Here is a 25,262-nt window from a genome sequence, read left to right as displayed (position 1 = left end):
CAATAATTATACCCACATCTAATGACGGGCGCTGCATTATACGTTTTATAGCGCGAAGTTCAAGGATCCTTATTGGATCCCTATTTGAGTTAAAAAAGCCTTTAGTCGCGGATCGTTAGGGTGATTAAAGATCTGCTGCGGTGGCCCTTGCTCTACAAATTGACCGTCGGCCATGAAGATCACTCTATCCGCAACTTCGCGTGCGAATTGTAATTCATGGGTGACGATCAACATTGTTTGTTGTTGTTGCGCTAATTGTTTGATCAGGTTCAGTACTTCATTGACCCATAATGGATCTAACGCTGAAGTCGGCTCATCAAGTAATAATAATTCGGCATCTAATGCCATAGCACGACCAATGCCAACTCGCTGTTGTTGGCCACCAGAAAGAGCGGCTGGGTAGCTATGTGCTTTATCGGCTAAGCCTATATCTGTCAAAATGCTCAGTGCGCGTTGTTGAGCTTGCTGGTTATCGAGTCCTTTAACAATCCGTAACCCTTCACTGATATTTTGTTGGGCAGTGAGATGATTAAATAAAGCGTAGTTTTGAAAAACAAACCCAGTTTGGCGTCGAAGTGCCAATATTTCATTTTTTTTAGGTTGCTGGCAATTAACGTCGATATCATTAATGGTGATAGTGCCGCTGTCGGCACTATCAAGGTAATTAAGGCAGCGTAAGAAGGTTGATTTACCGGTGCCTGAAGGACCAATAATCGCGACAATCTCACCTTTATTAATGCAGAGATCAAGATCGCTAAAAACAGTGTGCTCGCCAAAACGTTTAGTAAGTTTTTTTATGTTAATCATCGTACATAGGCCCTGTCTAAACGCGTTTCAGCTAGCTGTTGTAAGCGAGTAAGCACTATCACTACAGCCCAGTATATTATTGCAACAGCAAGGAATGCTTCAAAGAATTTAAAGCTGGATGAAGCTTCCATTTGTGCTTTGGCCATAATTTCAGGTACCCCAAGCGTAAATGCGAGTGAGGTGGATTTGATCATATCAATAAAGTAATTCATTAATGATGGTAATGCGATGCGAGTCGCTTGTGGCAATATAATTCGACGCATGGTTTGCCATTCAGTCATCCCTATTGCGAGACTCGCTTCGCGTTGACTACGATCAACGCCAATAATGGCAGCACGAATACTTTCAGCCATGTAAGCTGCAAAATGGAGGCTAAGCCCAATAACGGCAGCGCTAAAAGCATCTAAGCCGACTAAATCTGGCATCACCTGCGGTAAGCCGTAATAGAGTAAAAATAGTTGTACTAATAACGGTGTGCCACGAAAGAAACTAATATAAAGCTGAGTCAGAGGATTCAGCAGTGGTAGTCGGTAAATGCGGATTAAGGCCAGAATTAACCCAAGTAGTAAAGCAAAAATAGCCCCAAGCGCGGCCATAGATAATGTCGTTGGTAGGTATTTCAACAAAATAGGCATCAACGACAGCATGTAATTAAAATCAAAACCCATAATGGTGATCCGTTGTACTGATTATGCAAATGTAAATCGAGATCCACCATCGAGTTTCATTGTCGATGGTGGAACAGAATTATTGGGTGATATCGCTATGGAACCATTTAGTTGAAATTGCCGCCAAAGTGCCATCATCACGCATGGCAGTTAATGCTTTATTTACCTGTTGTTGCAATAATTTACCTTTGGCATTATTTAAAAATGGCCATGCATTCTCAATGGTTGCAAACGGTTTGCCTGCTAATTGTAACGGTAGCGGCTTACTGTTAATGATCGCCACGGATGATAAACGATCCATTACAAATGCATCTGTACGTCCTAAAGCCACATCCTGCTCAATACCACTGTCATAAGTTTTGATATTAATTTTATCGGCATTAGGTAATTTGCGTAGTAGCTGTTCGTAGTTTGAACCCAGATTAACGCCAACGGTTTTACCATTTAAATCGGCAGGTGAGTGGATGGTCGTATTACCTTTACGAACCACTAACTGTGCACCGTCAATCACATAAGGTTGGCTGAATAAAAATTTAGCTTGGCGGGCAGGGGTAATCGTAATTTGGTTAGAAATAGTATCAATACGACCAGTTTCTAATTGACCAAATAAGCCAGAGAAGCTCGCTGTTACAAATTCAACGTTATAGTCATTGCGTTGGCCAATTTCATGCCAAAGGTCGACTTCAAACCCTTGTAATTTATCTTTACTGACAAAAGTAAACGGAAAATAACGACCAGACATACCCACTTTAACTGTGGTTGCAGCCATTACACTGGTGGTTGTACAAGCAAGCAGTGTACTTGCAATCACGATGGGTTTTATCCAGTTTTTCATTCGGTATTTTCCTGACCTTTATAGGACTTTATTTGGTGAGGCCATCCTACCTTGGTATTAAATGATAAAGATAATAATTAACAGTTATTTGAAATAACCATTTGTTTGGCAAGCGACATATTACTCTTCAATAGCATGCTTTTTTCGGCATAGAAATAGCGTGTGATGACCATAAAGGTTACCCACAACGATAGGTTTTCCCTGTGGATGATAATTGGTGGTGATAAAATGGCCATTATTTAGTAAAAACAGCATTAAACGGGCAATGAAAGACTTATCTTTGTGATTGCTGTGTTAATATAGTTGTGGGTAAAGGCAGGTTAAATTGTGCTGATCTTGCATTTTATTGTGCGATCCATGTGCATAAGTTCGATCTTATTCACTGGATCTGCGATCTCTTTACTGGAGATCCTTGTTCAGCGCGTATAAAATTATCTTCCTTTTATGTTTTGTTTATTCAGTGTGGAGTCTACCTTGTCATCTTCGCTATGGTTGCAGTGCCTTCAACGCCTTCAGGAAGAACTCCCTGCGACAGAATTCAGTATGTGGCTGCGTCCGCTTCAGGCTGAGTTAAATGATCATACCTTGACATTATTTGCCCCTAATCGGTTTGTGCTTGATTGGGTGCGCGATAAATATCTTAATAACATTAATCGTCTGCTTAATGAATTTTGTGGTGCTGATGCGCCGAGTTTACGGTTTGAAGTCGGTAGTAAACCTCTTTCTGCACCGCCACAGCCCGTTGCGCCACCGGTATTTACCTTGCCGCAATCAAGACCTCGTACTGAACCTGAGCCAATGCGCTATGAGCCTGCGCCTTCTCCGGTGCAAAACGAATCGCCAGGAGGCTACCGGTCTAATGTTAACCCTAAACATAATTTTAATAATTTTGTTGAAGGTAAATCTAACCAATTAGGACTCGCAGCTTGTCGGCAAGTGTCTGACAATCCAGGCGCTGCCTATAATCCATTATTTTTATATGGTGGTACGGGTCTTGGTAAAACGCACTTATTACATGCTGTTGGTAATGCCATTGCGAATCGTAAACCCAATGCAAAAGTGGTTTACATGCATTCTGAGCGATTTGTGCAAGATATGGTGAAAGCACTGCAAAATAATGCGATTGAAGAATTTAAGCGTTATTACCGCAGTGTTGATGCGCTATTAATTGATGACATTCAATTTTTTGCCAATAAAGAACGTTCTCAAGAAGAATTTTTTCATACCTTTAATGCTTTATTAGAGGGAAATCAGCAAATCATTCTAACGTCAGATCGTTATCCTCGTGAAATTAACGGGGTTGAGGATCGACTAAAATCGCGATTTGGTTGGGGATTAACGGTTGCTATTGAACCGCCTGAGCTGGAAACACGCGTTGCTATTTTAATGAAGAAAGCTGAAGATCATAATATTCGACTGGCTGATGAAGTCGCTTTCTTTATTGCAAAGCGTTTACGTTCTAATGTCCGTGAATTAGAAGGGGCATTGAATCGGGTTATTGCTAATGCTAATTTTACTGGTCGTGCAATCACGATTGATTTTGTGCGTGAAGCCCTACGTGATTTACTCGCATTGCAAGAAAAGCTAGTAACGATTGATAATATTCAGAAGACAGTTGCCGAATACTATAAAATAAAGATGGCAGATATGCTGTCGAAACGTCGTTCTCGTAGTGTTGCTCGTCCGCGTCAAATGGCGATGGCATTAGCGAAAGAGCTGACAAACCACAGTCTTCCTGAGATTGGCGATGCCTTTGGTGGTCGCGATCATACTACCGTGCTCCATGCTTGTCGTAAGATCGAGCAGCTACGTGAAGAAAGCCACGATATTAAAGAAGATTATTCAAACTTAATTAGAACGTTGTCGTCTTAATATGAAATTTACTGTTGAACGTGAACATTTATTAAAACCTTTACAGCAGGTCACTGGTGCATTAGGTGGCCGTCCGTCATTACCGATTTTAGGTAATATTCTGCTGCAAGTTGAAGATGGATGCTTGTCGATGACAGGTACTGATCTTGAAGTGGAATTGATCGCTAAAATCGCATTGGAAGGCGATTTTGAAGCCGGTGCTGTAACGGTACCGTCACGTAAATTTTTAGATATTTGCCGTGGTTTGCCTGATAGTGCCACCATTGCGGTGATCTATGAAGGTGATCGGGTTTTAATTCGCTCTGGTCGTAGCCGTTATACCTTAACGACGTTACCTGCAGCTGATTTTCCTAATATCGAAGATTGGCAAAGTGAAGTTGAGTTTACCCTTGAACAAGGGCGTATGCGTCAACTGATCGATAGCACCCAGTTTTCAATGGCAAACCAAGATGTGCGTTACTATCTTAATGGGATGCTATTTGAAACCGATGGTCAAAATTTGCGTTCTGTTGCGACTGATGGTCACCGAATGGCGGTATGTGCGATTAATACTGGCCATGATTTACCCACTAAACAAATTATTGTACCGCGTAAAGGGGTACTTGAATTAGTGCGTTTATTTGATAATCCAGAATCATTGGTGAATATTCAAATTGGTCACTCGAATCTGCGGGCAACAGTAGGTAACTTTGTCTTTACCTCCAAGCTGGTTGATGGCCGTTTCCCTGATTATCGTCGCGTGATGCCACAAAATAGTACTAAATTTGTCGAAGCTAACTGTGATGATATGCGTAAAGCATTTGCGCGAGCTGCTATTTTGTCGAATGAAAAGTTCCGTGGTGTCAGAGTCGGTTTATCTAATGGCGAAATGCGGATCACTGCGAATAATCCAGAACAAGAAGAAGCTGAAGAGTTTCTTGATGTTGACTATCAAGGTGACAGTTTAGAGATTGGTTTCAATGTCAGTTATGTGCTTGATGTATTAAACACCCTTAAGTGTGATCAAGTGCGGTTGTCACTTTCTGACGCCAATGCACCTTCATTAATTGAAGATGCGACTAATGATGAAGCGATGTATGTTGTAATGCCAATTAGATTGTAATTATGGCTCTTACTCGGTTATTAGTGCAGGATTTTCGTAATATTGCTCAGTGTGATATTGCGTTAGCCAGTGGTTTTAATTTTTTAGTTGGCGCCAATGGCAGCGGCAAGACCAGTGTCCTTGAAGCAATTCATTATTTAGGACATGGGCGCTCATTTCGTAGTCATTTAACCAGTCGTGTTATTCGCCATGAGCAGCAACAGCTATTTATTCATGGTCGAGTCACTGATAGCAATGATCTCATTTTACCGGTGGGGATCAGCAAGCAGCGCGATGGTACCACTGAAGTTAAAATTGGCGGTGAAGGTAATCAGAAATTAGCCCAACTCGCACAGATTTTACCGCTGCAGTTAATTACCCCCGAAGGGTTCGATTTATTAATCGGCGGCCCTAAATTTCGACGGGCTTTTATTGATTGGGGTGTGTTTCATGTGGAGCCAAAGTTCTATAATGCATGGAGCCGTTTGAAGCGACTGACGAAACAGCGTAATGCATTATTAAAGCAAGCACGTAGTTACCGTGAACTCAGTTATTGGGATCAAGAACTCGCGTTACTTGCTGAACAAATTAGTGTGTGGCGTCAAGATTACATTAATGCCGTTAAGATCAAAGCGGCTGAAATATGTCAGGTGTTCCTACCTGAATTTGATATCCAGCTCGGTTTTTACCGTGGCTGGGAAAAAGAGACACCGTATGCTGAGCTGCTACAACGTAATTTTGAACGTGACTGTCAGCTTGGCTATACCGTAAGTGGGCCGCACAAGGCTGATTTACGGATTAAAGTTGCTGGAACACCGGTTGAGGACGTATTGTCCCGCGGTCAGTTAAAGTTAATGGTGTGTGCATTGCGTTTAGCGCAAGGTTTACATCTAACTGAGGCCACCGGCAAACAGTGTATTTACCTAATTGATGATTTTGCTTCCGAATTGGATAGCCATAGGCGAGCGTTGCTTGCGCAGCGATTAAAGGAAACTAACGCCCAAGTGTTCATTAGTGCTATTAGTCGCGAGCAAGTGGTTGATATGCTTGATGAAAGTGGTAAGTTGTTCATGGTTGAACACGGTAAGATAACACAGGATAATTAAAGCGAGAGTAACTCAATGTCCAACAATTACGATTCATCAAGCATTAAGGTGCTTAAAGGCCTCGATGCGGTACGTAAGCGCCCAGGGATGTACATCGGTGATACTGATGATGGTACTGGCTTGCACCACATGGTTTTTGAGGTTGTCGATAACTCTATCGATGAGGCTCTTGCTGGTCACTGTGAAGATATCATTGTTACGATTCACGAAGATGGTTCGGTTTCTGTAAGCGATGACGGTCGTGGTATTCCGACTGAACTTCACGAAGAAGAAGGCGTGTCAGCAGCTGAAGTTATCATGACTGTACTCCACGCTGGTGGTAAGTTCGATGATAACTCTTACAAAGTGTCAGGCGGCCTTCATGGCGTAGGTGTTTCTGTTGTAAACGCCTTGTCAGAAAAAGTTGAGCTAACCATTAACCGTAAAGGTCATATTCACCAGCAAAGTTACCATCATGGTGTGCCTGATGCACCATTAGCCGTTATTGGTGATACTGATAAAACCGGTACCCGTTTACGTTTCTGGCCAAGTGAAGAAACTTTTACTAATAACCTTGAATTTCAATACGAAATTCTAGCTAAACGCCTCCGTGAATTGTCATTCTTAAACTCTGGCGTATCAATTCGATTGATCGATGAGCGTGAAGAAGGCAAACAAGACCACTTTATGTATGAAGGTGGTATTCGCGCGTTTGTAGAACACTTGAACCGCAATAAAACGCCAATTCACCAGAAAGTATTCCACTTTGATAGTGAGCGTGAAGATGGCATTACTGTTGAAGTGGCAATGCAGTGGAATGACGGTTTCCAAGAGGGCGTTTACTGCTTTACCAATAACATCCCTCAACGTGATGGCGGTACTCACTTAGCCGGTTTCCGTGGTGCACTAACCCGTACTTTAAATACCTTTATGGATAAAGAAGGGTATTCAAAGAAAGCCAAAGCGGCAACGTCAGGTGATGATGCTCGTGAAGGTCTAGTGGCGGTTGTTTCGGTTAAAGTGCCAGATCCTAAGTTCTCAAGCCAAACTAAAGATAAGTTGGTATCAAGCGAAGTGAAAACGGCGGTTGAATCAGCAATGAATGAGAAGTTTGCTGAGTTCTTATTAGAAAGCCCAGCCGATGCAAAAATCATTTGTGGCAAAATTATTGATGCTTCTCGTGCTCGTGAAGCCGCGCGTAAAGCACGTGAAATGACTCGTCGTAAAGGCGCATTAGATTTAGCCGGCCTTCCTGGTAAACTTGCTGATTGTCAGGAAAAAGATCCTGCACTATCTGAACTTTACATAGTGGAAGGGGACTCTGCTGGCGGTTCAGCCAAGCAGGGACGTAACCGTAAAAACCAAGCTATTTTGCCGCTTAAAGGTAAAATTCTTAACGTTGAAAAAGCCCGTTTTGATAAGATGTTGTCTTCGCAAGAAGTGGCAACGCTGATCACAGCAATGGGCTGTGGTATTGGTCGTGACGAGTACAACCCTGATAAGTTGCGTTACCACAATATCATCATCATGACCGATGCCGATGTCGATGGTTCGCACATTCGTACGTTACTATTGACTTTCTTCTACCGTCAAATGCCTGAGCTTATTGAGCGCGGTCATATTTATATTGCGCAGCCACCACTTTACAAAGTGAAGAAAGGTAAGCAAGAGCAATACATCAAAGATGACGAAGAGATGAACCAATACCAAACAGCATTGGCATTGGATAATGCATCACTGTTTGCGAATGATGGTGCTCCTGCAATGACAGGTACTGCTCTTGAAGGTTTGGTAACTCAGTACAATGCTGCTATCAAACTGATTGAGCGTATGAGCCGTCGTTACCCAGCATTAATGCTTAATGAGTTGGTTTACCAACCGCGTTTAAGCACTGAAATGCTAGCAGATAGCGCGCAAGTTGAAGCATGGTTAACAACTTTAACTGTTGCTCTTAATGCGAAACAGTCAGGTGAGAGCCAATTCACGTTCGAAGTGTTACGTGACGAAGAGAATAATGTATTCTTACCTAAAGTTGTGGTTCGTACTCACGGTGTTGACCATGAGTATCCGTTAAGTTTCGATCTACTTAATTCAAAAGAATACGCTAAGTTAGCTGACTTATCTGAAGCGCTTGACGGTTTATTAGATGAAACGGCCTTTGTTCAACGTGGTGAGCGTAAGCAACCAATCGCAAGTTTCAAAGAAGCATTAGAGTGGCTTAATAAAGAATCACGTCGTGGTCTTTCTTTACAGCGCTATAAAGGTCTGGGCGAAATGAACCCGAACCAGTTGTGGGAAACAACTATGGATCCTGAAGTTCGCCGTATGCTGCAAGTGACGATTCATGATGCTGTTGCAGCTGATGAGTTGTTTACTTGTTTGATGGGTGATCAAGTTGAACCGCGTCGTAACTTCATTGAAGAGAACGCATTAAAAGTAGCAAACCTTGACGTGTAGTTTGTCATTAGGTTAATACTTATAAAAACGCCGCTATTATTAGCGGCGTTTTTTTATGTGATATTTTTTATTTGTTTGTCAGTAGGGCAGGGTTACGATTAACCTTCGGCATAAGCTCGAGTTATTTCTTCAGCGATCATTTTTATCCCTTGTTCCATCTTCTCATCACTTTGGACATAGTTCATGCGTAAGCATTGCTGACTATGCGACCATGGCTTAGCTAAACCAATAAAGAAATATTCACCAGGTACAATTAACACTCCTCGTGCTTTTAAACGTCGATAAAGCTCTTTAGTCGAAATAGGTAATTGGTTACACCATAGCCATAGGAATATTGCCCCTTCAGGTTTATGGATTCGAAACCGTTCATCAGTAATATAACGTTGTAATAGACTAACAGCATGCTGTGCTTTACGTTGATAAAAGGGTCGAATTACTTCATGGCTTAAGCGTAATAAGTCATTGCGGCTAATTAATTTGTCGGCAATGGCTGGACCTAAGCTGCCTGGTGCAAGGTTGATAATGCCATTGATATTAGTGAGTGCTGTAATGATTTCTTTATTGGCGATCACAATCCCGCAGCGAATACCCGGTAACCCTAGTTTGGATAAGCTCATGCATAAAATAGTATTGCTGTTCCAAAATGGAGTGACATCAGCAAAAATAATATCAGGGAAGGGCATGCCATAAGCATTGTCGATAATCAGTGGAATATTGTGCGCTTGTGCGAGGGCGTCGAGCTGCTTAATTTCGTCATCGGTGAGTACATTGCCGGTGGGGTTGGTTGGCCGTGACGCACAAATTGCACCAATACTGTCATCAATAACCAATTGACTAAAATCAATGTGATATTTAAACAGCCCATCATTCAGCAAACTGATCGTCGGTTGATAAGAGATAAACATATCATCATCAAGTCCAGCATCGGCATAGCCAATATACTCAGGCGATAACGGTAATAGGATTTTCTTATTGACACCATGGCGACATTTACCCGCCAATAAATTAAACAAATTAAAGAACGCGCTTTGACTACCATTGGTAAGGGTAATATTTTCACTACTGATGTCCCAACCATAGTGCTGCTTGAGGAGTGCGGCAAGGGCAGTAATAAAACGGTCTTTTCCTTGAGGGCCATCATAATTGGTAATTGAATTCGTCAGCTCACCAGTCGCTGCCATATCAACCAATAGCTGATTGAAATAATCGACCATCGCTGGGATTTGGGCTGGGTTACCACCGCCAAGCATAATGGCATTGGGGTTAGTTAAACCATCATTTAGATCATGCATTAATTGAGTAATGCCAGAATCGCCAGCGAATTTATCGCCAAAGACAGAAAATTCCATGGTGCTATTGACCTCTATATCAGTGCTGAGTTTAGCACTTGTAAAGCCCGCTATGTCTGACGGGGAATAGCTCAAAATACCTGATTGCCATTTGAAGCGAAAGCCTTAGTTAGTGTCTATGGTGGTGGTCGGCTGTGTTGAATGTTTCACGTGGAACAGTTTAAATTATAAAACTCGGGTTATAAAAAAACCACGCCGAAGCGTGGTTTGTCATTATTCTGCAGCGGTTATAACAGTTACTTTTGTAGTAATGAAATATCGGCTACTTGTAAGAACTGGTTACGCAGTAGGTTAAGCAGTGCCAGACGGTTAACTTTAAGTTGTTCGTCTTCCGCCATAACCATCACGTTATCAAAGAAAGCATCAACAGGTTCGCGTAGTGATGCTAGCTCTGTTAGTGCTTGCTGGTAATCTCCAGCAGCAAAGACAGGTGCTAGGGTTGCTACAACTGCTGCCACTTTTGCGGCTAGATCTTTTTCTGCAGCTTCCACTAATAAGCTATTATCAACTGTTGTTGGTAGCTCACCATCGAATTTCGCTAGAATATTACCCACACGCTTATTTGCGGCTGCTAGTGATTCAGCTGCGTCTAAGTCACGGAAATGACTTACCGCTTTAACTCGCTTATCAAAGTCAGCTGGTTGTGTTGGGTGCATCGCTAGCACAGCTTGAATAACATCAATGCTGAAACCTGCGTCTTGATACCAAGCGCGGAAGCGACCCAGCATAAATTCAATCACGTCTGAATCAACATTAGCGTTAGTTAGCTTATCACCAAAGAGTGAGTGTGCTTTAGCAACTAAATCAACTAGGTCAAGTTGGTAACCATTTTCAACGATGATACGTAGCACACCAAGAGAAGCGCGACGTAATGCAAATGGGTCACTGCCTTTTGGTGCTTGGCCAATACCAAAGATACCAACGATAGTATCTAGTTTGTCAGCCATCGCTACTGCAGATGATACGCCAGTGCTTGGAAGTTGATCGCCAGCAAAACGAGGCATGTATTGCTCGTTCAGTGCTAGTGCAACATCTTCAGCTTCGCCGTCATGACGTGCGTAGTGCATGCCCATCACGCCTTGAGTCTCAGTAAACTCAAACACCATTGAGGTCATTAAGTCACACTTAGCTAGTAGACCTGCGCGTTTAGCATTAGTGACATCAGCACCGATCTTCTCTGCAATGTAGCCTGCAAGTTCAGTGATACGATCAGTTTTATCTTTAATTGTACCAAGTTGCTTTTGGAAGATAGCTGTCTCAAGTTGAGGCAGACGATCAACTAACTTGCTCTTAAGGTCAGTATTAAAGAAGAACTCAGCATCTGCTAAACGAGGGCGAACCACTTTCTCGTTACCCGAGATAACTTGGCTTGGATCATTAGAGATGATGTTCGATACGAAGATGAACTTAGGTACTAGCTTGCCTTCAGCATCGTAAACAGGGAAGTACTTTTGGTCACCTTTCATGGTGTAAACCAAAGCTTCAGAAGGAACCTTTAAGAACTCTTCTTCAAATGAAGCGGTTAGTACTACCGGCCATTCAACCAGTGAAGTTACTTCTTCAACTAACTCATCATCAAGATCAGCAATACCGCCTACAGCCTCAGCAGCTTTTTTAGCATCAGCCAAAATAATCGCTTTACGGGTTTCGTAGTCGGCCATTACTTTGCCGCGCTGTTCTAAGATAGCAGGGTACTGATCAGCATTATCGATGGTAAATTCAGCTTCACCCATAAAGCGGTGACCGCGAATAGTACGTGCTGAAGCAACACCTAAAATAGTGCCTTCAATCAGCTCATCACCTAATAGCATCGTTAGTGTTTTCACTGGACGAATGAATTGGGTGTCTTTGTCACCCCAACGCATTGGGCGTGGGATAGGCAATTTAGCCAACGCTGCTGCTGCAAGTTCAGGCAGTAATGTTTGGGTTGGTTGACCTGTTACTTGTTGCTTGAATAGGAGCCATTCACCTTTATCGGTAACCATGCGCTCAGCTTGATCAACCGTAATACCATTACCACGAGCCCAGCCTTGAGCTGCTTTAGTTGGATTACCATCAGCATCAAAAGCCGCCGCGATAGCAGGACCGCGTTTTTCAACCACTTTGTCAGGTTGATTTTCAGCAAGTGCTGTTACTTTAAGTGCTAGACGACGCGGTGCCGCATACCACTTAATACCTTGGTGAGGTAAATCAGCAGCTTTTAGTTCTGCTTCAAAGTTGGCTGCGAACGCTTCAGCTAGAGTGCGAAGTGCCTTCGGTGGCAACTCTTCAGTACCTAGCTCAATTAAGAAATTCTTATCTGTCATGGCTATCCCTTACTTATCTTTTTTACACATTGGGAAGCCAAGTGCTTCGCGTGATGCATAGTAAGCTTCAGCTACTTGTTTGGTTACGTTACGAATACGTAGAATGTAACGTTGACGTTCAGTCACTGAGATTGCTTTACGAGCATCAAGTAAGTTGAAGGCATGGGCTGCTTTCAAAATACGTTCGTAAGCAGGTAATGGCAGTGGCTGCTCAAGTGCTAATAGCTTCAGTGATTCTTTCTCGCACTGGTCAAAGAAAGTAAATAGGAAATCAACATCAGCGTGTTCAAAGTTGTAAGTTGATTGCTCAACCTCATTTTGATGGAAGATATCACCGTAGGTTACTTTACCTAGGGGACCATCTGTCCAAACTAAGTCATAGACTGAGTCAACGTTTTGAATGTACATCGCTAGACGCTCAATACCGTAAGTGATTTCGCCTGTAACAGGTTTACACTCAAGGCCGCCAACTTGCTGGAAGTAAGTGAACTGCGTTACTTCCATACCGTTAAGCCAAACTTCCCAGCCAAGACCCCAAGCACCCAAGGTTGGGTTTTCCCAGTTGTCTTCTACGAAACGGATGTCATGTACTTTGGTATCAACACCTAGTACTTCTAATGAGCCTAAGTACAGTTCCTGAATATTATCTGGAGACGGCTTAAGCATTACTTGGAACTGATAGTAGTGCTGAAGACGGTTAGGGTTTTCACCGTAACGACCGTCGGTTGGACGGCGAGAAGGTTGTACATACGCTGCTGCAATTGGTTCTGGACCTAGAGCTCGTAGACACGTCATTGGGTGCGAAGTACCTGCGCCCACTTCCATGTCAAGAGGTTGCACAATAGTACAGCCTTGTTGGCCCCAGTAATCCTGCAGCGCGAGGATCATGCCCTGAAAGGTTTTAATATCGTATTTCTGCATTGTCAGCTTCGCGAGATTAGTGGATGAAAAGATTAATTATCCAGTATACCTTGCCTGCTCTGAGGCGAGTAGGGGCAGTGGCTGTTTTTTATCCATCTGGAGCTTGTTTTGATATAATTCCCATTATTGATGCTGATTTTTAGCTAATCTTTGACATTATTTTGATGGCGTAAATGTAAAGGTTGATTACAATAACTATAAGAGATATTACCTCGAAAGCCTTTCGAGGTAATTTTTAGCATACCCTCGATGATTTGATCGAGCAGATAGGTCTTGAAATAAGATGGTAAATAAACAAGTAATGACGTCAAAAACTTGGGTGCGTGCAGCCGTAATTTCTGTTGTGGCAGCAATCACAATGACAGGTTGTTCTACTGTTAACCCTTACACGGGTGAAAGCCAAACAGCGAAAGGTACCGGTGGTTCAATTATTGGTGCGTTAGCCGGAGCTGCAATTGGTATTGCTTCTTCAAGTAAGCATGATCGCGGTAAAGGTGCACTTATTGGTGCTGCATCTGGCGCTGCATTGGGTGGCGGCATTGGTTATTACATGGATGTACAAGAAGCTAAACTGCGTCAGCAACTAGCTTCTTCAGGTATTAGTGTTACTCGTAATGGCAATAACATCATTTTGAATATGCCAAATGAAATTACCTTTGGTGTTGATCAGTCTTCATTAAATGGCCGTGCGATGGAAGCGTTACATAATGTAGCGTTAGTTGCTAAACAGTACCCTAAAACTCAACTTAACGTATTAGGCTTTACTGATAGCTCAGGTGCAGCAGCTTATAACCAGCGTTTATCACAAGTACGTGCTGGTGAAGTGGGTAACTACCTTATTCGTCAAGGTGTTGATGCTAATCGCGTAGTTTCTCAAGGACGCGGTGAAAATAGTCCTGTTGCCACTAACAGTACTTCACAGGGTCGTGCACAAAACCGTCGTGTAGAGATTATTCTATCTCCACTAGGTTAATTTATATTTAGTCTTTTAAAACGGCGAGCTTTGGCTCGCCGTTTTTGTATTTACTAAAAGATAAGTAATGGTTAGATTTCGTCATTTTTTTTGTTAATATACCCATTCCTTTGGGGAGTAGCCTCTCGCAGCTTGCGAGATAATTATCAACATAATCGAAGCAAAATCTTCGTGGTAATTATGATTTATCCAACGCGATAAATTTGGCAAGACCAACGGCAAACAGCACAAACCGGGGTGGGAGTGTATGTTTGCTATTGGTATAAATTATTCCCGCCCCAGAGAGCATGTTGTGAGTGTTTTAGCTGTTTCCATTGCCTCTGTCGCCTTAGCTGAAATAGGTGACAAGACCCAACTTTTATCGTTGCTACTGGCTAGCCGATACCGAAAACCAATCCCTATTATTGGTGCTATTTTTTTAGCCACGATTGTTAATCACGCATTAGCTGCATGGCTCGGTGTGGCAATTGCTGACTATTTAACCCCTGATATTTTAAAATGGGTATTAGTCGTGAGCTTTGTGCTAATGGCAGGGTGGATTTTAATTCCTGATAAACTTGATGATGACGAGACGTTATCGAATCGAGGTCCGTTTATCGCCAGTTTTATTGCTTTCTTTATCGCGGAGGTTGGTGATAAAACGCAAATAGCGACGACTATGTTAGGAGCTAAATATCATGACGCCTTAATGTGGGTTGTCGTCGGAACAACAATTGGAATGCTGTTAGCCAACGTTCCAGTCGTGTTGATTGGTAAGTTCTCAGCGAACAAAATCCCGCTAGGTCTTATTCGTAAAGTTACAGCCATATTATTTGTGTTATTAGCTATTGCTGCTGGCTTTGGAATGTAGTTTCACATGAAACTATTCATAAAAATATTTGTAAGTTGAAGGTTTTGTTTCATCGTAATAAATTGTGATGTCGACATAATACCTACTGAGTGATGCGTGCTAGAGTAGTTATAAATAAGCATAATTCATTTGTTGGTCTTTATTGCTGGAGGGAGTATGGCTCGATTTCTTGCGATTTCACCTAAAAGTCAGTGTTGGTTATTTCACTTGGCGTTGATACTTAATATTTTAGGTATGGCGTTAACAGACATGTGGTTACCTATGGTGGTCGGGGCTATCATAACAGCATATCTCGCGGTAGATTCGTTAGTGAGATTACGTTATGTCTTACCATTGAAAAAAGAAATACGTGATTTACGCCATGAACTTGAAGTAATACGTCACAACAGAGATGATGTTTAGTACGTTTGCAGAATGATAAAAAAAGCAGCCTTTGGGCTGCTTTTTTGTTTAAACAAGGAATCTGGGTCTAGTTATTGCCTTTTTTGATCAAAAAGCGATACGGCACGCTTTCTGTATCTGCAGCGAGTAGGGTGTGATCCATAAAGCGACAAAAGCTTGGAATGTCGCGGGTAGTGGATGGATCATCAGCAACGACTAATAAGGTATCACTAGCTGCCATTTTCCTCACAGTTTTGCGCACCATCATTACTGGCTCTGGGCAACGTAGGCCTTGAGCATCGAGGCTATGGGTCGGATTTTCAAAAATTGCAGTCATAATTTACACGTATTATTGTAGACGTTGTGATCATACTGATGGATAAGAATTAATCAATAAGGCTTGGCAAATCAAGATAAATTGTGTAACGTTATTAACAATACATTAACTTTTCTTTCTAATGGATTAGGGGGATATTATGTTGACATCAATTGACCGCGTAATGATTTATGCCGTGTTGTGTATTATTTCATTTAGTACCATCATGCTAACCAGCCATTATTCAACAGGTCTATTCGCTATTGGTGGCTTACTTGCTGCTATTATTGGTTTATGGGTTGAACTTACTGATAAAAGTGAATTGGAACAACAAAAAAATCAGCGTTAGTACTGGTTTATGATGCAAGATATTTAATGTTCCCGCTGTAAAAGGTGGGATTTTTTTTAGCTATCCCGCCATAATGTCGCCATGTAGGATTAATTTTCAGCGTTAGAGAAGTACAACATGGAGCTCGAAGAAGTTTACCGTCGTGACTTAAATTTGCTGGTTGCGTTAAAAGTGTTATTGGATGAGTGCAGTGTTAGCCGAGCTGCGGTAAGGCTTAACTTAAGCCAATCAGCAATGAGTAGAGTATTAGGACGATTACGTGATTTACTTGGGGATCCGTTGTTTACTCGCCAAGGGCAATCATTATTGCCGACTCAGCGAGCGTTGGAATTAAATGAACAATTAAATGAACCGCTGGAATCATTACGAATATTATTGACCCCCAGTGATTTTGAGCCTGCAGCTTGTGAGCAAACGTTTAAGATTGCCACCACGGATTATGCAATGCAGACTATTTTGCCATTTGCATTACCCCGTATTTATCAAGAAGCCCCTCATCTTTCATTAGAGTTTAGTCCGCTACAGCATGATAATTTGTTGTCGCAGTTAACCTCGGGGGGGTGTGATATGGCAATTTGTCGCCCAAGTGCTGAAATGGATCCGTTGTGTCATCAGCTATTAGGCTTAGTGAGTGTTTTTTGTTTAGTTAGTCAGAATCATCCGCTCGCAAATAAACCGCTTACATTTCAGGATTACCTTAGTTATCCGCATGCGATGATTGCCGTTAGTGATGGTGTTAAGGCGTTACTTGATGAGCAGCTGCGTGGTCATCCTCAACCGAAAATGGTGTTACGGGCTTATCATTTAGAGGCTGCATTAGCAATTATTGAGCAGATGCCTTTAATCATCACGGTACCAGCTGATTTGGCGTATTTAGTGGCTGAACGTTACCAATTAATTGTAAAGCCATTACCATTTGAGTTTAAGCCATTTGATTATTCATTATTATGGCATGCGCGCTGTGAGCATTCAGCATCACAGATATGGTTGCGTAATATTATTAAAGAAGAGTGTGGTCGACTGATTAATTCTCGCGTTCATGATATTGGCTTATTGTAGCTTAATGGTTTTGAGTAAATAAAAAGGCCAGCACTTGGCTGACCTTAATCATTAACTACAACAATAATATTTTATTGCGTAATCATTACAGTTTAATCACTACTCGACCGGTAATTTGACCATTGGTAATTGCTTCTGCACATTCTGCAACTTGTTCAAGCGTTACTTCACGACATGCTTGTTCAAAGTAGCTTGCTGGAAGTAATTCAGTCAGACGTTGCCATGCTTGTTGACGTTTTTCAAATGGACACATTACTGAATCGATACCTTGCAGACGTACATTACGTAGAATGAAAGGCATTACTGTCGTTGGTAAATCAAAACCGCCAGCAAGACCACAAATAGCGACTGCGCCGTTATAGCTAATTTGGCTCAGAACTTTTGCTAATACTTTACTGCCCACAGTATCAATCGCGCCGGCCCATAATTGCTTATCAAGTGGACGAGCAGGTTCTTCAAAAACACTACGATCAATAATAGTGGTTGCGCCTAGTTGTTTTAGTAGTGGACCATTAGTTTCAGCGCGACCTGTTACTGCTGCTACCTTATAGCCTAATTGTGCCAATAAGGTTACAGCCACTGAACCCACACCACCGCTAGCACCTGTTACTAAAATTTCGCCAGCATCAGGTGTTACACCTGCATCTACAATCGCTTGTACACATAACATTGCGGTTAAGCCAGCAGTACCGACCATCATGGCTTGTTTGCCATCAAGGTTAGTCGGTAATGGTACTAACCAATCAGCTTTAAGACGGGCTTTTTCTGCCATGCCACCCCAATGGCCTTCACCTACGCCCCAACCCGTAAGTACAACTTTATCGCCAACGTGGTAGCGATCATCACTTGATTCTGCCACCGTACCCGTTAAATCAACCCCTGGAACCATTGGGAATTGACGCACAATACGACCTTTACCGGTAATTGCTAAGCCATCTTTGTAGTTTAATGAAGAGTAATCGACATCAATTAATACATCACCTTCAGGTAATTCAGATGTTGCTACTTGGCGAATAGTTGCTAGTGTTTTTTTATCTTCTTGTTCTAATACTAGTGCTTTAAACATTGCAATACTCCGGAAAAATCATGGTTAGCAATCAATATAGGATTGAGTGTAGACGGCTTATCTCTATGAAGAAAATGAAACTTACTCATTTAATCTATGTGTAAGTTGCATGTCTTATATTTCATTATATGCCAATAGCAACACCGTTTATATTGGAGTGAATATTGACGCGCTCCAACCATACTTGAATGTAATTATTCGATGCGCTCAAAGATAGTCGCAATGCCTTGCCCTAAACCGATACACATAGTCGCTAATCCAAAGCGAGCTTGTTTTTGTTCCATAAGATTTATCAAGGTGGTTGAAATACGCGCGCCAGAACAGCCCAGTGGATGGCCGAGTGCGATAGCGCCACCATTGAGGTTTATTTTTTCATCGAGCTGATCCATTAATCCTAGCGCTTTAATGCATGGCAACGTTTGGGCAGCAAACGCCTCATTGAGTTCAATGACGCCAATATCATGCAAGTTTAACCCTGCCCGTTGCAATGCTTTCTGTGTAGCAGGTACTGGACCAAACCCCATTAGTGATGGCTCACAACCAGCAATTGCCATGGCTTTAATACGGGCGCGAATGGTTAAGCCTAATGCTTGTGCTTGTCGTTCATCCATTATTAACATGGCAGCTGCACCGTCAGATAATGCCGATGATGTTCCCGCGGTGACAGTACCATTAATAGGATCAAAGATAGGTCGTAATTGGCTTAAAGCTGCAACGGTTGTTTCGGGGCGTATAACTTCATCAGTAGTATACTTTCTCAAAACACCATCATTGTCATGGCCTTCCGTTGCGAAAATTTCATTCGTAAACCGTCCTTCAATCGTGGCTGCGTGGGCGAGGTGGTGCGAGCGCGCGCCAAATTGGTCTTGTTGTTCACGGCTGATGTCATATTTTCTTGCGAGCATTTCTGCTGTGAGTCCCATCATCGCTGCCGCTTTGGCAACTGTTTTCGATAGTCCTGGATGAAAATCAACACCGTGATCCATTGGAACATGGCCCATGTGTTCAACGCCGCCAATTAAACAACTTTGAGCATCGCCGACCATAATCGCGCGAGTGGCATCATGCAGTGCTTGCATTGATGAGCCGCAGAGACGATTAACGGTCGTGGCACCAACAGTGGTTGGAATACCCGCTAGTAGGGCTGAATTGCGGCCAATGTTAAACCCTTGCTCTAAGGTTTGTTGAACACACCCCCAATAAATATCTTCTAGATCATTCGGGTCTAATTGTGGATTACGACTCAGTAACCCTTGCATTAAGTGCGCTGATAAATCTTCAGCACGAACCTGTCGAAATGCGCCGTCTTTTGAGCGTCCCATTGGAGTACGGATACAGTCAACAATCACAACGTTATTCATAATGAAGCTCCTTAATGGTGGGTCATCGTGACCGCAGTCGCTGTAGGATAATAGTGCTCATCGGCGGCGGCTTTGGCTCTTAATCCGTCAGGTACCTGATATAACGGCCCGAGTGATTGATAGCTATCTGCTAACGCGACGTAATTGGCTAAACCTATATGCTCTAAATAACGGAACACACCACCTCTAAATGGAGGAAAACCTAAACCGTAGACCAAAGCCATATCAGCTTCTGCTGGAGTGGCGATAATCTTTTCTTCTAAGCAGCGCACGACTTCGTTGATCATTGGGATCAGCATTCGGTCTGTGATCGTGGTGCTATCAAATGATGTTGGTGCTGCTGCAATCGGTGCCAGTAAGGTTGCGGTTTGTGGATCAAATGCTTTTTTTGGTTTGCCTTTTTTATCAAGGCTGTAATTAAAAAAGCCGGCTCCTGTCTTTTGACCGAAGCGTTGTTGTTGATATAACACATCAATCGCATCTGTATATTGTTTTGCCATGCGTTGCGGAAAGCCTTGTGCCATGACTTTTTGGGCATGATGAGCTGTATCAATCCCAACCACATCTAATAAATAAGCCGGCCCCATTGGCCACCCAAAATCAGCTTCCATGATGTTATCAATCTGGCAGTAATCACCGCCATCACGTAGCAGTAAACTAAACGCTGCCAGATAAGGAAATAAAACGCGATTAACAAAGAAACCGGGGCAGTCATTGACGACGATCGGCGTTTTTCCCATTTTCGCGGCATAAGCGACAACTCGAGCAATGGTTTCATCGGAGGTGTGTTGGCCGCGAATGATTTCAACTAATGGCATTTTGTGGACGGGGTTAAAAAAATGCATGCCACAAAAGTTTTGTGGTCGTTGTAATGATGTGGCGAGTAAATTAATCGGGATTGTTGAAGTATTAGAAGTGATCACTGTGGTATCAGTCACCTGTTGTTCAACCTCGGCCAGTACGGCTGCTTTTATGGTTGGGTTCTCAACCACCGCTTCAATAACGACATCGACTTGCTGAGTATCGGAATAGGTCAGCGAAGGGGTAATCATCGCTAATGTTGCCGCCATCTGTAAGCCATCAATGCGACCTCGAGTGAGCTTTTTATTGAGTAACTTCGCCGCTTGCTGCATTCCCAGTGTTAAGGCATCGGTAGTGATATCTTTCATTATGACAGGAACATGGTGAGTGACAGATTGATAGGCAATACCGCCGCCCATGATCCCAGCACCTAGCACCATTGCTTGTTGTGTGGTTGGTGCTGTTTTTATGGCTTGTTTAGCGTGATTTTTTAGATATTGATCATTAAGGAATATCCCTACTAATGATTGAGCGACATTGGTTTTAGCCAGTTTGATAAAGTGGTTGTTTTCGATAGTAAGTGCCTGCTCACGTTCACAGGTTGCAGCTGTTTCAATTGCGGTGATTGCTGCCATCGGTGCGGGATAATGTTTACCGGCAATGTTAGCCACCATTGCTTTAGCGGTAGTAAAACTCATGAGGGCTTCAGTAGCATTTAAACGTAGTGGTATTTGTTTTTGATATCGACGTTGTTGCCAGTCTAGATCACCCTTAATGGCTTGTTTAACCATGCTCAATGCCGCTGTTGGTAACATATCGGTGGCAACGACTGCATCGATTAAACCGAGACTTAAAGCGGCAGCCGCTTTTTTATCTTTGCCGGTAGTAATAACCTCCATGGCGTTATCTGCGCCAATTAAGCGCGGTAAACGTACTGTGCCCCCAAAGCCTGGCATGATGCCAAGTTTAGTTTCTGGTAATCCAATGCGAGCTTGATGATCTGCAATTCTAAAATCGGTAGCTAAAATACATTCACAGCCACCACCAAGTGCGTAGCCATTTATCGCAGCCACAGTTGGAACGGGTAAATCTTCAAGTTTATTAAAGATAGTGTTGGCGTGATGAAGCCATTGTGACAGTTGATCGGCTGGTAGAGAGAATAAGCCTAGAAATTCAGTGATATCTGCACCAACAATAAAACTGGCTTTGGTTGAACGTAAAATTAAACCTTTGAGATTGGGTTGTTGATAAAGCGCATCAAGTGCCAGATTAAAGCTTTCAAGGGTTGCGAGGTCGAATTTATTGACAGGGGATGGCGCCGCAAAAATAAGTTCAGCAATGCCATCTTCGAGGTAATGGACTGAGAGTGTTTCACCGTGGTAAATCATGTTCTATCTCCATATATTCCATTCTATGACGGATTAGGTGTGATTTAACTGGTTTGACCTGTAGTGGTTAATGTTTAGTCTGAACCGCAATGCGTACAAATTCAATAATTAATTTAAACATTTGTTTAACATTGCTAGCTGGTGCATCATCTTTAATACAATAATTCGAATAGTGACATCAGTTGTAGGCAATAATTAGCATTGCTTTAGTGGTAATAGGAATATGTTATCCTGCCACTCTTTTATTGATGATGGGATATGTTTTATGTCAACTTCTGAGCCTTATTTAATCCCACTGCAACCAGTGATTTTTGAAGAAGAAATTAAGAAAAGCCATTTTATTACTTACTTGGCACACACAGCCTCGATTGAGGCTGCTAAACAGTTTATTGGCGAAGTAAAGTCAGCCCATTCAAATGCTAATCACCACTGTTGGGGATTTGTTGCTGGTAGACCAACAGATTCAATGTCGTGGGGCTTTAGTGATGATGGCGAACCGTCGGGTACGGCAGGTAAACCAATATTGGCTCAATTAACGGGTTGTGGTGTCGGTGAACTAACGGCAGTTGTCGTGCGCTATTTTGGTGGTATCCATTTAGGCACTGGTGGGTTAGTTAAGGCCTATGGCGGTGGTGTACAACAAGCATTAACGTTACTGACCACACAACAAAAGATCATCATCAGTGAGTTGTTTTTATGTTGTGATTATAATCAAATATCATTAGTTGAAGCATTATTAGGTGAATATAACGGCACTCAACTTAAAGCCGATTATGGTCAACAAGTAAGTATGCACTTAGCACTTGATAGTCGAATAGTGACTGAGTTTAGTACCAAACTCATTAATCGAAGTGGTGGGCGAATCATCGCAACATCAACGCCAGATAGTTAACCACTATTTATTTTTTATGTATTTTCAGATGAGGGCCGATTAAGGCCATGCAGTTTCGTTCAATTACTCGTATCGTCGGGCTATTGCTCGCTCTATTTAGTGTAACCATGTTAATTCCCGCATTGGTAGCTCTGATCTACCGCGATGGTGCGGGATTTCCTTTTGTGGTGACGTTCTTTCTATTGCTAGCGGGAGGCTCATTATTATGGTTTCCTAACCGTTACCAACGGCATGAATTAAAAGCCCGTGATGGTTTTTTAATTGTAGTGTTATTTTGGGGGGTAATAGGCAGTGCGGGTGCGGTGCCTTTTCTATTATCTAAAAATCCAGACTTATCAGTTGCTGACTCCTTTTTTGAATCATTTTCTGCACTGACAACAACAGGGGCAACGGTCATTGTTGGTCTTGATCATTTACCGAAAGCGATTTTATTTTATCGGCAGTTATTGCAGTGGTTTGGCGGTATGGGGATCATCGTATTAGCTGTCGCGATATTACCGGTATTAGGTGTCGGTGGTATGCAGTTATACCGCGCGGAAACACCAGGACCGGTAAAAGACAGCAAGATGACGCCACGCATTGCCGAAACCGCGAAAACGTTGTGGTATATATATTTAGCATTAACCATTGCTTGTGCGTTAGCTTTTTGGCTGGCGGGTATGAGTGGTTTTGATGCCATATCCCATAGTTTTTCAACGATTGCGATTGGGGGATTCTCAACTCATGATGCCAGTATCGGTTATTTTAATAGTCCTACTATTAATATGATCACGGTGTTTTTTCTCTTAATATCCGCTTGTAATTTTTCGCTTCACTTTGCTGCGTTTGGTAATGGCAATATAAATCTCAAAACTTATTGGCGAGATCCTGAGTTTCGCGCGTTTTTTGTGGTGCAATTTATTTTATTTGCGATTTGTTTTGGGGTGTTATTAAAGCATCATTCTTACGACAGTTCTTTTGATGCCTTTGATCAAGCATTGTTCCAAACCGTATCTATATCGACTACCGCTGGATTTACCACTACTGGCTTTTCTGATTGGCCGTTATTTTTACCTGTTTTACTGTTGTTCTCTTCTTTTATAGGAGGCTGTGCCGGTTCGACTGGGGGCGGCATGAAAGTTATTCGAATGTTGTTGCTGTCATTACAAGGGGTGCGAGAGTTAAAACGCTTGGTGCACCCTCGAGCGGTGTACACCATTAAGTTGGGGAATAAAGCGTTACCGCAACGGGTGGTTGATGCGGTGTGGGGTTTCTTCTCTGCTTACGCGCTGGTATTTGTGGTGTGTATGCTAGCACTGATTGCGACAGGCATTGATGAGTTAACCGCTTTTTCTGCAGTGGCTGCCACCCTCAATAATTTAGGACCTGGTTTAGGTGAAGTTGCAGTACATTTTGGTCAAGTAAATGATTCAGCGAAATGGATCCTCATTATTGCTATGCTATTTGGTCGTTTAGAAGTATTTACATTATTAGTTTTATTTACGCCGACCTTTTGGCGCAATTAAAGGAGCGATCATGGAAAAGGTGTTATTACTGCATTCTAGCTGTGAAGGACAAACGATTAAAATCCTTAACCATATAGAGCAGGACTTAGGTGAGCAGTATCAATGTGAATATGCTGATATTCATCTAGAACCAAAAATTGATTTTAGTGGTTATGATCGCGTACTTATTGGCGCTTCTGTTCGTTATGGACATTTAAATAAAAAGCTTTATCAATTTATAGATCGTAACCTTGAGAATCTTGAGCAAGCAAATGTGGCTTTCTTTTGTGTTAATTTAACGGCGCGTAAAGAAGGTAAAGATACCCCTGCTACTAGTGCTTATGTGAAGAAGTTTTTATTGAAGTCGCCGTGGCACCCTAAAATGATGGCTGTGTTTGCGGGCGCATTACGTTATCCACGGTATAACTTTTTTGATCGCACCATGATTAAGCTGATAATGAAGTTAACCGATGGTGAAACAGATACAACTAAAGAAGTTGAGTATACAGATTGGCAAAAAGTGTCTAATTTTAGCCAACAATTTAAGGCGCTATAATCGTATTATTGAACGCTTTGTTTGCTTTTTGATCTAACGAACTATTTTTATTGATAAATAGCATCAAACTAGTTGCGATGACGGCAGTTGTCTTTATACTGCTGCTCTATCGAAACAGTGAGCGACTTATAAATAAGACGTTATGCTTCAATCGATTGGATAATGAGCCAGATGAAATAAATTTAAAAAAGTGGTTGACACTTTATGTTATTTCGCTAGAATGGCCGTCCACTTCAACGAAACGATTAAGCTGTTAAATGCTTAGTGAATCGAAGAAGAATGTTCTTTAACAATTTGACCATGCAATCTGTGTGGGCACTCACTGAATAGTTAAGTCGAAAGATTTATCAATAAACTGAGTGACCAAAACAAAATGACGCAAGTTATTTTGGCACAGTTATTTAA

22 protein-coding genes and 1 riboswitch are annotated in these 25,262 nt (G+C 42.2%); of the genes, 12 read left to right on the top strand and 10 right to left on the bottom strand.

The genetic code is table 11. The features are described 5' to 3' along the window. Positions 1-69 precede the first annotated feature (69 nt). The 3 genes from C0W29_RS17500 to C0W29_RS17490 all read right to left on the bottom strand — a co-directional run bounded on the left by C0W29_RS17500 (position 70) and on the right by C0W29_RS17490 (position 2,310). On the bottom strand, positions 70-807 hold the full coding sequence (locus tag C0W29_RS17500; RefSeq protein ID WP_065190881.1) for an amino acid ABC transporter ATP-binding protein: 738 nt from the start codon (positions 805-807) through the stop codon (positions 70-72). Further along, complete coding sequence (locus C0W29_RS17495; protein WP_045045556.1) at positions 804-1,475, bottom strand: amino acid ABC transporter permease; 672 nt, start codon at positions 1,473-1,475, stop codon at positions 804-806. The genes C0W29_RS17500 and C0W29_RS17495 overlap by 4 nt, the downstream gene beginning before the upstream one ends. A gap of 79 nt (positions 1,476-1,554) precedes the next feature. Next, positions 1,555-2,310 carry an amino acid ABC transporter substrate-binding protein gene (locus tag C0W29_RS17490; RefSeq protein ID WP_045045557.1) on the bottom strand — a complete coding sequence of 252 codons (756 nt, stop codon included), beginning with the start codon at positions 2,308-2,310 and terminating at the stop codon, positions 1,555-1,557. 474 nt (positions 2,311-2,784) lie between these two features. On the opposite strand from C0W29_RS17490, the gene dnaA reads away from it, so the two are divergent. From dnaA to gyrB, 4 genes are read left to right on the top strand one after another with little or no spacing between them, the layout of a single operon-like run. After that, on the top strand, positions 2,785-4,182 hold the full coding sequence (gene dnaA / locus C0W29_RS17485) for a chromosomal replication initiator protein DnaA (RefSeq protein ID WP_045045558.1): 1,398 nt from the start codon (positions 2,785-2,787) through the stop codon (positions 4,180-4,182). Between the two features lies 1 nt (position 4,183). Further along, positions 4,184-5,284 carry a DNA polymerase III subunit beta gene (gene dnaN, locus C0W29_RS17480; protein WP_036789126.1) on the top strand — a complete coding sequence of 367 codons (1,101 nt, stop codon included), beginning with the start codon at positions 4,184-4,186 and terminating at the stop codon, positions 5,282-5,284. A 2-nt stretch (positions 5,285-5,286) separates the two neighbouring features. Continuing rightward, the gene (recF, locus tag C0W29_RS17475; protein ID WP_036789128.1) at positions 5,287-6,369 is read left to right on the top strand and encodes a DNA replication/repair protein RecF; all 1,083 of its coding nucleotides are present in this window, start codon (positions 5,287-5,289) and stop codon (positions 6,367-6,369) included. 15 nt (positions 6,370-6,384) lie between these two features. Next, a complete protein-coding gene (gene gyrB / locus C0W29_RS17470) occupies positions 6,385-8,805 on the top strand; it encodes a DNA topoisomerase (ATP-hydrolyzing) subunit B (protein ID WP_045045559.1) in 2,421 nt (806 codons plus the stop codon). A gap of 98 nt (positions 8,806-8,903) precedes the next feature. Here the strand turns inward: gyrB and C0W29_RS17465 are convergent, their stop codons facing one another. The 3 genes from C0W29_RS17465 to glyQ all read right to left on the bottom strand — a co-directional run bounded on the left by C0W29_RS17465 (position 8,904) and on the right by glyQ (position 13,381). Next, a complete protein-coding gene (locus tag C0W29_RS17465) occupies positions 8,904-10,154 on the bottom strand; it encodes a valine--pyruvate transaminase (protein WP_045045560.1) in 1,251 nt (416 codons plus the stop codon). 236 nt (positions 10,155-10,390) lie between these two features. Then, a complete protein-coding gene (gene glyS / locus C0W29_RS17460; protein ID WP_036789133.1) occupies positions 10,391-12,460 on the bottom strand; it encodes a glycine--tRNA ligase subunit beta in 2,070 nt (689 codons plus the stop codon). 9 nt (positions 12,461-12,469) lie between these two features. Next, positions 12,470-13,381 carry a glycine--tRNA ligase subunit alpha gene (gene glyQ / locus C0W29_RS17455; protein ID WP_036789134.1) on the bottom strand — a complete coding sequence of 304 codons (912 nt, stop codon included), beginning with the start codon at positions 13,379-13,381 and terminating at the stop codon, positions 12,470-12,472. Positions 13,382-13,664: 283 nt separating this feature from the next. On the opposite strand from glyQ, the gene C0W29_RS17450 reads away from it, so the two are divergent. The 3 genes from C0W29_RS17450 (at position 13,665) to C0W29_RS17440 (ending at position 15,606) form a co-directional block, all read left to right on the top strand. After that, positions 13,665-14,354: an OmpA family protein gene (locus C0W29_RS17450; protein ID WP_045043559.1), complete on the top strand. Its 690-nt coding sequence runs from the start codon at positions 13,665-13,667 to the stop codon at positions 14,352-14,354. A 100-nt stretch (positions 14,355-14,454) separates the two neighbouring features. Beyond that, a riboswitch (yybP-ykoY riboswitch) is annotated at positions 14,455-14,559 on the top strand. An 87-nt stretch (positions 14,560-14,646) separates the two neighbouring features. Beyond that, positions 14,647-15,204, top strand: a complete 558-nt coding sequence (locus C0W29_RS17445; protein ID WP_045043587.1) for a TMEM165/GDT1 family protein — start codon at positions 14,647-14,649, stop codon at positions 15,202-15,204. 156 nt (positions 15,205-15,360) lie between these two features. Continuing rightward, positions 15,361-15,606, top strand: a complete 246-nt coding sequence (locus C0W29_RS17440; RefSeq protein WP_036789135.1) for a hypothetical protein — start codon at positions 15,361-15,363, stop codon at positions 15,604-15,606. 67 nt (positions 15,607-15,673) lie between these two features. On the opposite strand, the gene tusA is transcribed toward C0W29_RS17440, so the two are convergent. Further along, a complete protein-coding gene (gene tusA, locus C0W29_RS17435) occupies positions 15,674-15,922 on the bottom strand; it encodes a sulfurtransferase TusA (RefSeq protein ID WP_036789136.1) in 249 nt (82 codons plus the stop codon). Between the two features lie 139 nt (positions 15,923-16,061). Between tusA and C0W29_RS17430 the strand changes: the two genes are divergently transcribed. Both C0W29_RS17430 and C0W29_RS17425 read left to right on the top strand, forming a co-directional pair. Then, positions 16,062-16,250 carry a hypothetical protein gene (locus C0W29_RS17430; RefSeq protein WP_036789137.1) on the top strand — a complete coding sequence of 63 codons (189 nt, stop codon included), beginning with the start codon at positions 16,062-16,064 and terminating at the stop codon, positions 16,248-16,250. Positions 16,251-16,367: 117 nt separating this feature from the next. After that, the gene (locus C0W29_RS17425; RefSeq protein ID WP_045043557.1) at positions 16,368-17,309 is read left to right on the top strand and encodes a LysR family transcriptional regulator; all 942 of its coding nucleotides are present in this window, start codon (positions 16,368-16,370) and stop codon (positions 17,307-17,309) included. Positions 17,310-17,394: 85 nt separating this feature from the next. On the opposite strand, the gene acuI is transcribed toward C0W29_RS17425, so the two are convergent. The 3 genes from acuI to fadB all read right to left on the bottom strand — a co-directional run bounded on the left by acuI (position 17,395) and on the right by fadB (position 21,925). After that, complete coding sequence (acuI, locus tag C0W29_RS17420) at positions 17,395-18,375, bottom strand: acrylyl-CoA reductase (NADPH) (protein WP_045045561.1); 981 nt, start codon at positions 18,373-18,375, stop codon at positions 17,395-17,397. Positions 18,376-18,569: 194 nt separating this feature from the next. Then, entirely contained in the window at positions 18,570-19,736 is a 1,167-nt protein-coding gene (fadA, locus tag C0W29_RS17415) for an acetyl-CoA C-acyltransferase FadA (protein ID WP_045045562.1), read from the bottom strand. Between the two features lie 11 nt (positions 19,737-19,747). Then, the gene (fadB, locus tag C0W29_RS17410; RefSeq protein ID WP_045045563.1) at positions 19,748-21,925 is read right to left on the bottom strand and encodes a fatty acid oxidation complex subunit alpha FadB; all 2,178 of its coding nucleotides are present in this window, start codon (positions 21,923-21,925) and stop codon (positions 19,748-19,750) included. Positions 21,926-22,190: 265 nt separating this feature from the next. Between fadB and C0W29_RS17405 the strand changes: the two genes are divergently transcribed. From C0W29_RS17405 to hemG, 3 genes are read left to right on the top strand one after another with little or no spacing between them, the layout of a single operon-like run. Beyond that, positions 22,191-22,817, top strand: coding sequence for a YigZ family protein (locus C0W29_RS17405; RefSeq protein ID WP_036789142.1), 627 nt, complete (start codon positions 22,191-22,193; stop codon positions 22,815-22,817). A 47-nt stretch (positions 22,818-22,864) separates the two neighbouring features. After that, the gene (locus C0W29_RS17400; protein WP_036789143.1) at positions 22,865-24,322 is read left to right on the top strand and encodes a TrkH family potassium uptake protein; all 1,458 of its coding nucleotides are present in this window, start codon (positions 22,865-22,867) and stop codon (positions 24,320-24,322) included. 10 nt (positions 24,323-24,332) lie between these two features. Beyond that, on the top strand, positions 24,333-24,857 hold the full coding sequence (gene hemG / locus C0W29_RS17395) for a menaquinone-dependent protoporphyrinogen IX dehydrogenase (protein ID WP_045043554.1): 525 nt from the start codon (positions 24,333-24,335) through the stop codon (positions 24,855-24,857). Positions 24,858-25,262 lie beyond the last annotated feature (405 nt).

This window comes from Photobacterium kishitanii, assembly GCF_003026355.1.
GTDB classification, from domain to species: domain Bacteria; phylum Pseudomonadota; class Gammaproteobacteria; order Enterobacterales; family Vibrionaceae; genus Photobacterium; species Photobacterium kishitanii.
Note: the sequence above shows the minus strand (reverse complement) of the source record. Positions and strands in the feature narration are given on the sequence as shown.

Coding starts and splice junctions, on each gene's coding strand:
- hemG (WP_045043554.1), top strand. CDS start 24,333: ATGGAAAAGGTGTTATTACTGCATTCTAGCTGTGAAGGACAAACGATT.
- acuI (WP_045045561.1), bottom strand. CDS start 18,375: ATGTTTAAAGCACTAGTATTAGAACAAGAAGATAAAAAAACACTAGCA.
- C0W29_RS17440 (WP_036789135.1), top strand. CDS start 15,361: ATGGCTCGATTTCTTGCGATTTCACCTAAAAGTCAGTGTTGGTTATTT.
- C0W29_RS17450 (WP_045043559.1), top strand. CDS start 13,665: ATGGTAAATAAACAAGTAATGACGTCAAAAACTTGGGTGCGTGCAGCC.
- dnaN (WP_036789126.1), top strand. CDS start 4,184: ATGAAATTTACTGTTGAACGTGAACATTTATTAAAACCTTTACAGCAG.
- C0W29_RS17425 (WP_045043557.1), top strand. CDS start 16,368: ATGGAGCTCGAAGAAGTTTACCGTCGTGACTTAAATTTGCTGGTTGCG.
- glyQ (WP_036789134.1), bottom strand. CDS start 13,381: ATGCAGAAATACGATATTAAAACCTTTCAGGGCATGATCCTCGCGCTG.
- C0W29_RS17495 (WP_045045556.1), bottom strand. CDS start 1,475: ATGGGTTTTGATTTTAATTACATGCTGTCGTTGATGCCTATTTTGTTG.
- fadA (WP_045045562.1), bottom strand. CDS start 19,736: ATGAATAACGTTGTGATTGTTGACTGTATCCGTACTCCAATGGGACGC.
- C0W29_RS17400 (WP_036789143.1), top strand. CDS start 22,865: ATGCAGTTTCGTTCAATTACTCGTATCGTCGGGCTATTGCTCGCTCTA.
- tusA (WP_036789136.1), bottom strand. CDS start 15,922: ATGACTGCAATTTTTGAAAATCCGACCCATAGCCTCGATGCTCAAGGC.
- C0W29_RS17430 (WP_036789137.1), top strand. CDS start 16,062: ATGTTGACATCAATTGACCGCGTAATGATTTATGCCGTGTTGTGTATT.
- C0W29_RS17490 (WP_045045557.1), bottom strand. CDS start 2,310: ATGAAAAACTGGATAAAACCCATCGTGATTGCAAGTACACTGCTTGCT.
- C0W29_RS17500 (WP_065190881.1), bottom strand. CDS start 807: ATGATTAACATAAAAAAACTTACTAAACGTTTTGGCGAGCACACTGTT.
- recF (WP_036789128.1), top strand. CDS start 5,287: ATGGCTCTTACTCGGTTATTAGTGCAGGATTTTCGTAATATTGCTCAG.
- fadB (WP_045045563.1), bottom strand. CDS start 21,925: ATGATTTACCACGGTGAAACACTCTCAGTCCATTACCTCGAAGATGGC.
- glyS (WP_036789133.1), bottom strand. CDS start 12,460: ATGACAGATAAGAATTTCTTAATTGAGCTAGGTACTGAAGAGTTGCCA.
- C0W29_RS17465 (WP_045045560.1), bottom strand. CDS start 10,154: ATGGAATTTTCTGTCTTTGGCGATAAATTCGCTGGCGATTCTGGCATT.
- gyrB (WP_045045559.1), top strand. CDS start 6,385: ATGTCCAACAATTACGATTCATCAAGCATTAAGGTGCTTAAAGGCCTC.
- C0W29_RS17405 (WP_036789142.1), top strand. CDS start 22,191: ATGTCAACTTCTGAGCCTTATTTAATCCCACTGCAACCAGTGATTTTT.